The organism is Catellatospora sp. NPDC049111, from assembly GCF_040648615.1.
GTDB lineage: Bacteria > Actinomycetota > Actinomycetes > Mycobacteriales > Micromonosporaceae > Catellatospora > Catellatospora aurea.
Genome location: NZ_JBEZEB010000002.1, coordinates 200,322 through 212,924, shown reverse-complemented (window position 1 = coordinate 212,924; position 12,603 = coordinate 200,322). Strand labels below are relative to the sequence as shown.

Below are 12,603 nucleotides of genomic sequence, written 5' to 3'. Positions count from 1 at the left end.
GGCGTGCCCACCGCTCGTGCCGCCCTGCTGGCCGCGCTGTGCGCGCCGGTCGTCGGCGTGCTGTCGGCGCTGTACGGCGTCGCGCCGTGGGCGCTGTCCGGCGTGCTGCTGGCGCTCGTCGCGGCGGCCGTGCTCGCCGACTGGGCGATGGCCGCCGACCCGCGCCGGATCACCGTGCGGCGGGAGACCCCGGGTGCTGTGGTGCGGCTCGGCGAGGACGTCGCCGCCGCGCTGACGGTGGCGAACCGCAGCGGCGTCGACGCCCGGCTGCTGGTGCGCGACGCCTGGGTGCCCTCGGCCGGGGCCGCGCCGTACGCCCACCCGCTGGTCCTGGCCGCGGGCGAGGCGGCGACGCTGACCACCACGCTGACTCCCACCCGCCGCGGCGACCGCGCCGCCGAGCAGGTCGTCGTGCGCAGTCACGGCCCGCTCGGGCTGGCCGTGCGCCAGGCCGCCCACCGGCCGCCGTGGACGCTGCGGGTGCTCCCCCGGTTCACGTCCCGCAAGCACCTGCCGGAGAAGCTGGCCCGGCTGCGCACCGTCGAGGGCGCGACCGCGATCCGGGGCCGCGGCCAGGGCACCGAGTTCGACGTGCTGCGCGAGTACGTGCCGGGCGACGACGTGCGCTCGATCGACTGGCGGGCCACGGCCCGGCGGCGCGACGTCATGGTGCGCACCTGGCGGCCCGAGCGCTCCCGGCGCATCGTGTGCGTGCTGGACACCGGCCGCACCAGCGCGGTCCGGGTCGGCGACGAGCCCCGCCTCGACGCCGCCATGGACGCCGCGCTGCTGCTGGCAGCGGTCGCGCAGGAGGCCGGCGACCAGGTCGACCTCATCGCGGCCGACCACCGGGTGCGCGCGGTGGTGGCCGGCGCGCACGGCCGCGCCACCCTGCCCCGCCTGATCAACGCGGTGGCCCCGCTGCACCCGGCGATGGTGGAGACCGACTTCGAGCTGATCACCAGCGAGGTGCTGCGCCGGGAGCGCAAACGTTCGCTGGTGGTGGTGTTCACCGCGCTGGAGCCCGGCGCGCTCGGCGAAGGCCTGCTGCCGGTGCTCCCGCGGCTGGCCGCGCGGCACAAGGTGCTCATCGCCGCCGTGCACGACCCGGCCCTGAACGCGCTGGCCGGCACCCCGCTGCACGGCGCGAACGAGGTCTACGCCGCTGCGGCGGGCACCCGGGCGCTGGCCGAGCGGGAGAAGCTCGGCACCGCGCTGGCCAAGTACGGCGTGGAGGTGCTGGACTTCCCGGCGGACACGTTCGCGAGCCAGGTCACCGACGTCTACCTCGCCTTGAAGAGCACCGGCCGGCTCTGAACGGCGGCGGCCCGGTCCGGGCCGTCGACGGCGAGCACGAGGTCGGCGCGCTCGGCGCGGCGGCCCAGCACGAAGACGTACGCCAGGAACAGGCTCCACACGAGCACACCGATCGCGTCCCGCACGATCAGTGGCAGGAACGACGGCGTCACGAACGCCTCCAGCAGGCCCGCCACGGCGAGCACGCCGACCAGGCCGACCGCGCCGGTGATGCCCTGCCGTGCGGCCGCGGCCAGCGACTGCCCCCGGGTCAGCAGCGGTCCGGGCACCACCCAGGCCCAGCCGACCCGCAGGCCGACCCCGGCCGACACGAAGATCGCGGTCAGCTCCAGCAGGCCGTGCGGGGCGATAAGGCCGAAGAAGAGGTCGCCGCGGCCGTTGCCGATCATCAGTCCGGCGACCATGCCGATGCTCAGCGCGTTCTGCCACAGGATGAACGCCACCGGCAGCAGCAGCACCCCGGCGGCCAGGCACTGCGCGGCGATCCAGGCGTTGTTGGTCCACACCAGCAGGCCGAAGTTCGGCGCGAAGTTCTCGCTGTAGTAGCTCTCGAAGTCGTGGTTCACCAGGCTGTCGATGTCCGCCTCGGACATGCCGAACGCCCTCGGCAGGGTCGGGTCACCGATCACCCAGGCCGCCACCGCCGCCGCCACCAGCAGGAAGCACACCGCGGAAGCGATCCACCAGCGGCGGGCCTGGTAGAAGGCGAGCGGCAGGTCGTGGGCCAGGAACCGGGGCACCCGCCGCCAGTCCACCGGCTGCGCCCCGGTGATCGCCGCGCGGGCGGACAGCACCAGCCGGGACAGCTCGGCCACCAGTGCCGGGTCCGGCGTGCGGCTGCGCACCACGGACAGGTGGGTGGCGACCCGCTGGTACAGCAGCACCATCTCGTCGGCCTCGGCCGCGGTCGGTTTGCGCCGACGGCTCAGCGCCTCCAGGCGCCGCCACTCGCCGCGGTGCTCGGCCACGTACGCGTCCAGGTCCACCCGTTCGTCCTCTCCCCGGTCGTCCGCCGTGCAGCCTAGCGGGGGCAGTCGCGGCGCGCGGGCCTGTGATTCACTGTGCCGATGCGGCAGGGGCAGGACACGGTGGAGAGCACGGCGGGGCTGGTCAGCGGCGAGGCCGTGCACCTGGAGGTCCGGCTGGCCCGCGCGGGTTCGCGGGTGCCCGCCCTCATGATCGACATCGTGGCGCAGGTCGTGCTGTTCTTCGCAGTGGCGATCGCGCTGACCGCCTTCTTCGGCCTCACCGGGCTCGCCGACGCGGCCAGCCTCAACGCGTCGTACATCATCGCCGTGGTGCTGACGGCCGTGGGCTATCCGACGCTGATGCTCGTGCTGACCCGCGGCCGCTCCCTGGGCAAGCTCGCGATGGGCCTGCGGGTGGTACGGGACGACGGCGGACCGATCACGCTGCGCCAGTCGTTCACCCGCGCGCTGGTCGGGGCCACGCTGGAGTGGCCGGGCATGCTGCTGATCGTGAACTGGGCGGTGAGCCTGGCGGTGCTGACCGGGTCGCCGCGCGGCAAGCGCCTGGCCGACGTGGTCGCGGGCACCATCGTCATCCACGACCGCACCCCGGAGGGCTGGGGCTGGATCCCGACGACCCCGCCGCCGCTGGCCCGCTGGGCATCGACCCTCGACCTGACCGGGCTCGACGACGAACTGGCGCTCGCGGCCCGGCACTTCCTGGCCCGCAGCCGCGGGCTGAGCGAGCCGTACCGCACCCGGCTCGGGCACGCCCTGGCCAGCGAGATCGCCGCCTGCGTCACGCCCGGTCCCCCGGCGGACACCCCCGGCTGGGCCTACCTCGCGGCCGTGATCGGCGAGCGGCACAGCCGCGCCGCCCGCCGCCTGGCCCGCGACCGCGCCAGCCACGCCATGCTGTGGCCGGAGCTGTTCGCGCCCGTGCCCACCCCGGTGCCCGCCGCCGTTCCCGGCGGAACCCCGCCCGGTGGCTCCACGCCGCTCATCCCCGGCCAGCCGACCGGCTCTGCGGCCGACCCGCGATCACTGCGCCCGGCCGCCCCGGCCTGACCGGTGTGGACCCACGGTTGCTTGCCGGCTGGTCGCCCCGGCCTGATGGGCGGGTCTGTCGACACAACCCGACGGCACGTCCACCGACGGGCGAGAGTAGCCGGGTCAGTGGTTACATCTTTTTTGATGTTGCCACATCAAAAAAGATGTAACCGCTCGCCGCGATACCTTGCTGTGCCTGGTGCCTGCCCGCCGCTGCGGGCAGGTCAGGCGAAAAGCGCCCGGCCCCAGTGGTCACCGTCGCCGGTGACGCCGGGCGGGCAGGCCCACAGGCCGCTGGAGACGTGCCGGATGTACTCGTTGAGGATGTCGGCACGGGCCAGGCTGCGCTGCACGGGCACGAACTGCTTGCGCGGGTCGCGCTGGTACGCGATGAAGAACAGCCCCGCGTCCAGGCGGCCCAGCCCGTCGGAGCCGTCGACGAAGTTGTACCCGCGCCGCAGCAGGTGCGCCCCGTTGTTGAAGTCGGGGTGGGCCAGCCGGATGTGGGCAACCTTGGCGATGACCGGCTCGCCGTCGGCGCCCTTGGCCGCGAAGTCCGGCTCGTCGAACTCCTTGGCCTGCCCGAGCGGCGCGCCCTCGCCCTTGTCCCGGCCGAAGATCGCCTCCTGCTCGGCCAGCGGGGTGCGGTCCCAGGTCTCGACGGTCATCCGGATGCGCCGGGTGACCAGGTAGCTGCCGCCGGCCATCCACGCCGCGCCGTCGGAGGCCCGCGCCCACAGCTGCTCGCGCAGCAGGTCGGTGTCCTCCAGCTTCATGTTGCGGGTGCCGTCCTTGAAGCCCATCAGGTTGCGGGCGGTGGCCTGCTCACGCGACGTGCTGGAGGTGCGCCCGAAGCCGAGCTGGGAGTAGCGGATGGAGACCGTGCCGAAGCCGATCCGGGCCAGGTTGCGGATCGCGTGCACCGCCACCTGCGGGTCGTTGGCGCAGGCCTGTACGCACAGGTCGCCGTCGCTGATCTCGGGTCGCAGCGCGTCGCCCGGGAAGTGCGGCAGCGGCTCCAGCGCGGCGGGCATCCGGTCGGCGATGCCGAACCGGTCCACGCCTGCCGCGTCGCGGAACAGGCTGCGGCCGAAGCCGATGGTGAGGGTCAAGCCGCTGGCCGGAAGCCCGAGCGCTTCGCCGGTGTCGTCCGGCGGGGCCTCGGCCTGGCCGCCGACCGCGCCGAGCAGGCCCGCGTCGCGGCCCTGGGTCATCCGCGCCGCCGCGGCGGTCCACTCGCGCAGCATCTCGACCAGCTTCGCGCGGTCCTTGGTGATCACGTCGAAGGCGGCGAAATGCAGCCGGTCCTGCGCGGGCGTGACGATGCCCGCCTGGTGCTCGCCGTAGAACGGCACCGCGTCGCCGGGCGACGCCGCCGCGGGCGACCGGTCGTCGTCCATCATCGCGGCGCCCACGGCGGCCGCGCCGGCCACACCCGCGATGCCGACTCCGGCCGCGGTCAGGGCCACCCGTCGCGAAACCATCTGCTCCACCTCTTCCGGGATCCGGCGCCGGTCCGGGAGCCGTAGGAGCTCCCGGACCGGCGGACGGGTGATTACTTGGCGACGACCGCGGCGACCTTGCTGATCGGCTCGGCGAGCGCGTTGATCACGTCGCTGAGCTCCTTCAGCTCGGCCTGGTTGAGCTGGTTGTGCAGCTTCCAGCCGTCACCGGCGCGGTGCTTGCCCAGCGCGGTGTCCACGTTGGCGAACGCGGTGTCCAGGGCGGTGACCAGCTCCGGGGCGCGCTCCTCCAGGGTCGGGCGCAGCGCCTGCACGGCGGCCTTGGAGCCCTCGACGTTGGCGGCGAAGTCCCACAGGTCGGTGTGCGAGTAGCGGTCCTCCTCGCCGGTGATCTTGCCAGAGGCGACCTCGTCCAGCAGCTCCTTCGCGCCGTTGGCCAGCTGCAGCGGGGACAGCTTCTCCGCGTTGGCCTTGGCCACGATCTCCTTCACGTCGACCAGCAGCTGGTCGGCGATCGGGCCGGACTTGGAGATGTCCTTCTTCTCCCACAGGTCCTGCTCCAGGCGGTGGAAACCGGTGAAGGCCATGCCTTCCTCGATCACCTCGGCCCGGCCGTCGATCTTCGGGTCCAGGTCGCCGAAGATCTCGGCCACCGGCTCGATGCGCTCCCAGTAGGTGCGCGCGATCGGGAACAGCGCCTTGGCCTTCTCGGCGTCCCCGGCCTTGATCGCGGCGACGAACTCCTCGGTCTTGGGCAGCAGCGCCGCGGTCTGGCTCTGGATGTAGCGCTGGTAATTCGCGGTGGCCTCGGCGAGCTTGGCATCGGCGGTCAGCGGCGCGGCCGAACCGGTGACCTTGAACGCGCCCCGGATGCCCTTGCCGATCATGCCCGGCTTGCAGGCGGTCTCGTACGTGCCGGCGGTCAGTTCGACCTTCAGCTCGCGGGTCAGGCCGGGCGCGATGTTCTCGACCTCGCCCATCACCCGGTCGCCGGCCGCGTACACGTAGAACTCGGTGACCTTGGCGCCGCCGTTGGCGATGGTGAAGGTGACCGTGCCGGCGGCGGTCTCGGCCCGGCCGACCTCGCAGGTCGAGTCGGTCGCCTTGACCGCGATCGGGCCGGTGGTGTCACCGGGGGCGGCCGGCTCGGGGTCGGTGGTGCAGGCGGACATGCCCAGGCCGAGCACGGCGGTCGCCGTGAGCACGGAGAGCTTGCGCATGGGTGGCTCCTGTGTTTCGAGGGGTGGTTTCAGCGATCGCCGCCGGTGGCGACCGGCGCGGGGGCGGTAGCAGGGGCGGCCGGCGGCGTCGCCGCACGGTGCGGCAGCAGGAAGAGCACGAGCACCGGCACCGCGTACGCGACCCAGGCGATGGTCTCCAGCACGGTCGGCGCGGGGGTGAAGTTCAACGTGCCGCGCAGCAGCTCGGCGTACCAGGTCGTCGGCGGCAGGGCGGTCGAGATGTCGAAGGCCAGCGTGTTCAGGCCGGGCAGCACGCCCGCCTCCAGTAGGTCGTGCACGCCGTACTTGAGGATGCCCGCGGCGACCAGCACCAGCAGCACCCCGGTCCAGGTGAAGAACTTCGTCAGGTTGATCTTCAGGGCGCTGCGGTACATCAGGAAGCCCAGCGCGATCGAGGTGGCGATGCCGGTCAGGATCGCGACCACCGACCAGGTCGAGGTGGCGCCCTGCACGGTCGCGAAGAAGATCAGCGACGTCTCCAGGCCTTCGCGCGCGACGGCGAGGAAGGCGGTGACGACTACGGCGAGCGGCCCGAGCGCGATGGCGGCGTCGAGCTTGGCGCGCAGCTCACCGGAGATGGAGCGGGCGGCCCGGCGCATCCAGAAAATCATCCAGGTGACGAACACCACGGCGAGGATCGAGGTGATCGCCTCGAACAGCTCCTGCCGCTCGAACTCCAGGTGCGCGCTGGTGTACTGCAGCACCGCCGCGAAGCCCACGGACAGCGCCGCGGCCACGGCCACGCCGAGCCAGACAAAGCGCAGCCGGTCCCGGCGATCGGTCTTGACCAGGAAAGCCACCAGGATGGTGACGACGAGCGTCGCCTCCAGGCCTTCCCGCAGCCCGATCAGGAACGTGGGGAGGAAGACGTTGGCATCCATGGCACCACCTCAGTTGATAGACCAGCCTTGCCTTACTAAGGCGAGGCGTACCTTAGCGTAGGTGTCCATCAGCTGAGAAGTCGATCCCCGTCGTTTCATTGGAGCGGGTCCAGAACATGGAAAAGGGCGCCCCAGCGGGACGCCCTTTCTGGAGTACCGACATCAGTACCGGTAGTGGTCCGCCTTGTAGGGACCCTCGACAGCCACGCCGAGGTAGTCGGCCTGCGACTTGGTCAGCTCGGTCAGCCGGACGCCGAGGGCGTCCAGGTGCAGCCGGGCCACCTTCTCGTCGAGCTGCTTGGACAGCGTGTAGACGCCCACCGGGTACTGGTCGAGCTTGGTGAACAGCTCGATCTGCGCGATGACCTGGTTGGTGAAGCTGTTGCTCATCACGAACGACGGGTGCCCGGTGGCGTTGCCCAGGTTCAGCAGCCGACCCTCGGACAGCACGATGATCGAGTGGCCGTCGGCGAAGCGCCACTCGTCCACCTGCGGCTTGACGTTGATCCGCTCGACACCGGGGATCTTGCCCAGCCCGGCCATGTCGATCTCGTTGTCGAAGTGGCCGATGTTGCCCACGATGGCCTGGTGCTTCATCCGGCTCATCTGCTCGCCGGTGATGACGTCCTTGCAGCCGGTCGCGGTGATGAAGATGTCCGCGGTGGCGACCACGTCCTCCATCGTGGCGACCTGGTAGCCGTCCATCGCCGCCTGCAGCGCGCAGATCGGGTCGATCTCGGTGACGATGACCCGGGCGCCCTGGCCGCGCAGCGACTCGGCGCAGCCCTTGCCCACGTCGCCGTAGCCGGCCACGACCGCGACCTTGCCGCCGATCAGCACGTCGGTGGCCCGGTTGATGCCGTCGATGAGCGAGTGACGGCAGCCGTACTTGTTGTCGAACTTGCTCTTGGTGACCGAGTCGTTGACGTTGATCGCCGGGAAGAGCAGCGAACCGGTCTGCTGCATCTCGTAGAGGCGGTGCACGCCGGTGGTGGTCTCCTCGGTGACGCCCTTGATGCCGGCCGCGATGGTGGTCCAGCGCTTGGCGTCCTCGACCAGCGAGCGCTGCAGCACGCCGAGGATGATCGCGTACTCCTCGGAGTTGGCGGTCTCGGGCGACGGCACCGCGCCGGCCGCCTCGAACTCGACGCCCTTGTGCACGAGCAGGGTGGCGTCACCGCCGTCGTCGAGGATCATGTTCGGGCCCTCGCCGCCGGGCCACTGCAGGATCTGCTCGGTGCACCACCAGTACTCCTCCAGCGTCTCGCCCTTCCAGGCGAAGACCGGCACACCGGCCGGCGCGTCGGGGGAGCCCTCGGGGCCGACCGCGATCGCGGCGGCGGCGTGGTCCTGGGTGGAGAAGATGTTGCAGCTGGCCCAGCGCACCTCGGCGCCCAGCGCGACCAGCGTCTCGATCAGCACCGCGGTCTGCACGGTCATGTGCAGCGAACCGGCGATGCGTGCCCCCGCCAGCGGCTGGGCGGCGGCGTACTCACGGCGGACCGCCATCAGGCCGGGCATCTCGTGCTCGGCGAGCTGGATCTCCTTGCGGCCGAACGCCGCGAGGGACAGATCGGCGACCTTGAAGTCGCCGGGGGCAAGGGTGCGGGCCATAGATGAACTCCCAATCGGTCGGCTGACCAGTGCGAGGTACAGCCTACTTCTCCGCGTCCCGGGGTTCGGGAACCGGCTCCGCCGGAGGGTCGGCCCCGGGCCATACGTGTGGCCCGGTCTCCGGACGGACCCTCCGCCTCGAAGACCGGGCCACACTCCCCCCGGTTTGGTTCCCCCGCGCGTGGCTCGGACTGAAATGATCCCGATAACGCTGCGTGAGTAAAAGGCTACACTCCGCACTTCGGCTGTCAAGCAGAACCCTCAAGTCGCGCGCGTCGCCGTGTCGCGCCGGTCCCCGGGTACGCGAAAAGGCCTGCCCGGCTGAGAAATGGGGTTCATTTTCAACCGGCCAGGCCTTGCGTCTGTTGTGGAACGGGGCGCCGCTCAGAGCGAGCCCAGGAACACCTCTCCAGTGCCCGAGAAGATCATCTTGCCGCCGCCCGCGGCCCCGAACGCGGCCTCGCCGCCGGTCAGCCGGGCCGATCCCGCGCCGTCGGCGACGGTCACCGCCCCCGCCAAACACAGCGTGGTACGCGGGCCCGCCGGGTCCAGCGCCGCCTCGCCGCCGTCCAGCCGGATGCGGTGCAGCCGGAAGTCGTCCACCGGCACCGACCAGGTGTCCACGCCCGGCGCGACCGGCTCCGGATCGCGCACCGGTGAGTGCAGCGGCTCGAAGCGCAGCACGCGCAGCAGCTCCGGCACGTTCACGTGCTTGGGAGTCAGCCCGCCGCGCAGCACGTTGTCGCTGGCCGCCATGATCTCGACCCCGGCCCCGCGCAGGTAGCCGTGCAGGTTGCCCGCGGGCATCCAGATGCCCTGGCCCGGGGCCAGCACCACGTGGTTGAGCAGCAGCGCGACCAGCACCCCGACGTCGCCGGGGTAGTCGTGGGCCAGCAGCCGCACCAGGCCGCGTGGACCGCCGCCGGCCGGCCCGTCGGGCAGGTTGCCGGACGCCGCCACGGCCTGGTCGACCAGGTCCGCGCGAGCGGCCGCAGGCCAGCTCAGCAGCGCCCGCACCGCCTCCCGCAGGTCGCCCACGGCCAGCGCGCCGACCACCGGCTTGAGCGCCATGACGCCGAGCGCGTCGACCAGCTCCGCCGACTCGGCCGCGGGCCGGAACCCGCAGAGCGCCTCGAACTCGGTGTACGCCACGAGCAGTTCGGGCTTGTGGTTGCCGTCGACGTAGCTGCGGTGGGCGGCCCCACGCGGCACGCCGGCCGCGTCCTCGGCCGCGTAGCCGTCGGCCGCCTGCCGTGCGTCGGGGTGCGCCTGCAACGACAGCGAGCGCTCCGCCGCCAGCAGCTTGAGCAGGTACGGCAGCCGTACCCCGAAGCGGTCGAGCGCGTCGGCACCGAGCAGGTCGCCCGGCGCCGACGCGATCACGTCGACCAGCGGAACGTCGTCCACCAGAGAGGAGCAGTCGGGATGTGCGCCGACCCACAGCTCGGCCTCGGGGCCCTCACTGGGCACGGGCCGGCCCTGCACCCGCGCGATCACGTCACGCGAGCCCCACGCGTAGGGCCGGATGCGGTTGTGGAGTCGGCGCACGCTCAGCCCTTCTGGTGGTAGATGTCCGGTTCGATGTAGATCAGCTTGGCGATCGGCACCGCCTCGCGAATCCGCCGCTCGGTGGCGTCGATACCCCTGGCCACGTCGTCGGCCGTCTCGTCGTGCTTGACGGCGATCTTCGCGGCGACCAGCAGCTCCTCCGGGCCGAGGTGCATGGTGCGCATGTGGATCAGGCGCTCCACCTCGGGCCCGCTCTCGATCGCCGAGGCGATCGCCTTGACGTGCTCGTCGGTGGCCGACTCGCCGAGCAGCAGGCTCTTGGTCTCGACCGCCAGCACCACGGCGATGACGACGAGCAGGAGACCGATCATCGTAGTGCCGGCGGCATCCCAGACACCATTGCCGGTGATCAGCGTCATGGAGACGCCGAACAGGGCAAGGATCAGGCCCACCAGCGCGCCAAGGTCCTCCAGCAGGATCACCGGCAGCTCCGGCGCCTTGGCCCGCCGGATGAAGTCCTTCCAGGTGGCGTTGCCGCGCACCGCGTTGGACTCGACGATCGCGGTGCGGAAAGAGAACGACTCCAGGATGATCGCGACGATCAGCACCGTGACCGGCAGCCATTGCCAGCTCGTGATGGCGCCGCGGTCCGGCGAGGTCGTGGCCTCGTGGTATTTGTGGTACCCCTCATACAGGGCGAACAGGCCACCCACGCTGAACAGGACGATCGACACGATGAACGCGTAGATGTACCGCTCCCGGCCGAAGCCGAACGGGTGCAGCGGGGTCGCCTGGCGCTGGGCGCGGCGTCCGCCGAACAGCAGCAGCACCTGGTTGCCCGAGTCGGCGACCGAGTGGATCGCCTCCGCCAGCATCGACGACGACCCGGACAGGGCCCACGCGATGAACTTCGTGATCGCGATACCCACGTTCGCCAGCAGCGCGGCGACGATCGCCTTGGTGCCGCCTCCCGCACTCACGCCGCTACCTCGCTACGCTCGTCCGCGGCGGCCATGTGCCCGCTGATTCGCTCCCTACGGTCGCTCATGCCGAAACCTCGTTGTTGTTGAGCCTTCGCTCGCTCACTTGCGCAACTGCTCCTTCAGCTCCGTGACGGCCGGCACCGCCATCGGATCCAGGCCATGCCCGAGGCCGAGGTAGACCGAGGCGAAGTCCGTCGCCGCGACCAGTGAGGCGAACCGCTCCAGCGCCGATCCGCCTTCGGCGGTGAGCACGTCCACCTCGATCCCGCGCCTCGCCGCGATGTCCTGCACCACCTCGGCTCGCCGGTCCGTCGTCTGCGCCGCACTGTTCTCGTCGGCGAGCCCACCGTCGCACAGCAGCACCACCCGCAGACGAGGGGGGTCGGCCGTCACGTCGTCGAGCTCGGGATCAGCGAAGATGTCCCGTTCCAGCGCGGCGAGCGCGCCGAACACGCCGTCGAGCAGACCCACCCGGCCCCGGCCGGCCTCGCCGAGCGCGTCGGTGACGACCGGGTAGCGGGCGTTGGCGGAGAGCATGTCGCCGTACCGCACCGCGGCCACCGCCGCCAGCGGCGAGTCGCCCCAGATGACCGGCACCGAACCGGCCATGTTCAGGGCCAGCGTCTTGGAGAGGTTGACGAACGTCTCGGCGGTCGGCCGACAGCGGTCGGCGTCCTGGTCCAGGCGCACCGCCGTCTCGGCGAGGTCCGCCTCGTTGACCTTGACCAGGCCCAGCGCACGTGCGGTGAGCAGCACCGGCACGGTCAGGCCCCACAGGTTGGCCCGCGCCGCGCCGCGCCGCGGCACCGGGATGAACGGGGCGCGGTAGCGCTCGGCCACCGACTGCAGCGGCGAACCCGGCGCGCCGATGGCGACCAGCCGCGCGCCACGGCGGCCCGCCACCTCGGCCACGGCCAGCGCCTCGGGCGAGCGGCCCGACGCCGACACGGCGATCACCACGTCGGCCGCGCCGATCCAGCCCGGCACCTCCACGCTGCGGTGGGTCAGCACGGGCACGAGGCAGCGCGGCCCCGCGATCGTCGTCAGGATGTCACCGGTGCGCGCGGCAGTGCCCGCGCCGACCACCACGACCGCCCGCGGCCGGCCCTCGTCGGCCAGGTGGCTCAGGTCGGTCTCGGCCGTCAGCGTGGTGGCCTCGCGCACCTGCGCGCCGGCCGACGCGATCGCCCGGAGCATGCCGCCCGGGTCGCGCGCGGCCAGCGCCGGTGCGTTGTCCAGCAGGGCCTCGTCGAAGAAGCGGTTGCCGCGCACACCCGCGGCGCCGTCGATCGGGCCGCCCATCACTCACCCGCCGGGGCGGTGAGCACCTCGTCGAGCAGCAGCACCGGCAGCCCGTCCCGCACCGGGTAGACCCGGCTGCAGGAGGTGCAGGTGAGCGTCTGCGCCTCGGCGTCGTGGGTCAGCGGCGCATGATCCTCCGCCGGGCAGGCGAGGACTTCGAGCAGTTGCGGGGCGAGCGACACGTAAGGCTCCTTCAGATCGCCGGCTGAGCTCCGAACGCGGCGCGCCGCGACGCGCCGGGGGCGCGTCGCGTGCTCACCACGTTCCGCGAAGCA

11 protein-coding genes are annotated in these 12,603 nt (G+C 72.0%); 2 read left to right on the top strand and 9 right to left on the bottom strand.

Annotated features, from left to right (window positions below; all coding sequences use genetic code 11):
• The first annotated feature begins 3 nt into the window (after positions 1–3).
• Positions 4–1,317, top strand: coding sequence for a DUF58 domain-containing protein (locus AB0B66_RS03530; RefSeq protein WP_360522276.1), 1,314 nt, complete (start codon positions 4–6; stop codon positions 1,315–1,317).
• On the opposite strand, the gene AB0B66_RS03525 is transcribed toward AB0B66_RS03530, so the two are convergent.
• A complete protein-coding gene (locus AB0B66_RS03525; RefSeq protein ID WP_360522273.1) occupies positions 1,284–2,303 on the bottom strand; it encodes a stage II sporulation protein M in 1,020 nt (339 codons plus the stop codon). The two genes, AB0B66_RS03530 and AB0B66_RS03525, sit on opposite strands and share 34 nt — an antisense overlap.
• Positions 2,304–2,384: 81 nt before the next feature.
• Here AB0B66_RS03525 and AB0B66_RS03520 point away from each other — a divergent pair, with 81 nt between their 5' ends.
• Complete coding sequence (locus tag AB0B66_RS03520; protein ID WP_360522270.1) at positions 2,385–3,353, top strand: RDD family protein; 969 nt, start codon at positions 2,385–2,387, stop codon at positions 3,351–3,353.
• A gap of 206 nt (positions 3,354–3,559) precedes the next feature.
• On the opposite strand, the gene efeB is transcribed toward AB0B66_RS03520, so the two are convergent.
• The 8 genes from efeB to AB0B66_RS03480 form a co-directional block, all read right to left on the bottom strand.
• Positions 3,560–4,819 (bottom strand): iron uptake transporter deferrochelatase/peroxidase subunit, encoded by a 1,260-nt coding sequence (gene efeB, locus AB0B66_RS03515; RefSeq protein WP_360522267.1) that lies wholly within the window; start codon positions 4,817–4,819, stop codon positions 3,560–3,562.
• A 71-nt stretch (positions 4,820–4,890) separates the two neighbouring features.
• The gene (gene efeO / locus AB0B66_RS03510) at positions 4,891–6,018 is read right to left on the bottom strand and encodes an iron uptake system protein EfeO (protein WP_360522263.1); all 1,128 of its coding nucleotides are present in this window, start codon (positions 6,016–6,018) and stop codon (positions 4,891–4,893) included.
• Positions 6,019–6,047: 29 nt separating this feature from the next.
• The gene (gene efeU / locus AB0B66_RS03505) at positions 6,048–6,920 is read right to left on the bottom strand and encodes an iron uptake transporter permease EfeU (protein ID WP_360522260.1); all 873 of its coding nucleotides are present in this window, start codon (positions 6,918–6,920) and stop codon (positions 6,048–6,050) included.
• Positions 6,921–7,082: 162 nt separating this feature from the next.
• The gene (ahcY, locus tag AB0B66_RS03500) at positions 7,083–8,534 is read right to left on the bottom strand and encodes an adenosylhomocysteinase (RefSeq protein ID WP_360522257.1); all 1,452 of its coding nucleotides are present in this window, start codon (positions 8,532–8,534) and stop codon (positions 7,083–7,085) included.
• A gap of 384 nt (positions 8,535–8,918) precedes the next feature.
• The gene (gene manA / locus AB0B66_RS03495) at positions 8,919–10,082 is read right to left on the bottom strand and encodes a mannose-6-phosphate isomerase, class I (protein ID WP_360522254.1); all 1,164 of its coding nucleotides are present in this window, start codon (positions 10,080–10,082) and stop codon (positions 8,919–8,921) included.
• A 2-nt stretch (positions 10,083–10,084) separates the two neighbouring features.
• Positions 10,085–11,023 carry a cation diffusion facilitator family transporter gene (locus AB0B66_RS03490; protein ID WP_360522251.1) on the bottom strand — a complete coding sequence of 313 codons (939 nt, stop codon included), beginning with the start codon at positions 11,021–11,023 and terminating at the stop codon, positions 10,085–10,087.
• A 102-nt stretch (positions 11,024–11,125) separates the two neighbouring features.
• On the bottom strand, positions 11,126–12,328 hold the full coding sequence (locus tag AB0B66_RS03485; RefSeq protein WP_203689341.1) for an SIS domain-containing protein: 1,203 nt from the start codon (positions 12,326–12,328) through the stop codon (positions 11,126–11,128).
• Positions 12,328–12,510 (bottom strand): Trm112 family protein, encoded by a 183-nt coding sequence (locus tag AB0B66_RS03480; protein WP_360522247.1) that lies wholly within the window; start codon positions 12,508–12,510, stop codon positions 12,328–12,330. The genes AB0B66_RS03485 and AB0B66_RS03480 overlap by 1 nt, the downstream gene beginning before the upstream one ends.
• Positions 12,511–12,603 lie beyond the last annotated feature (93 nt).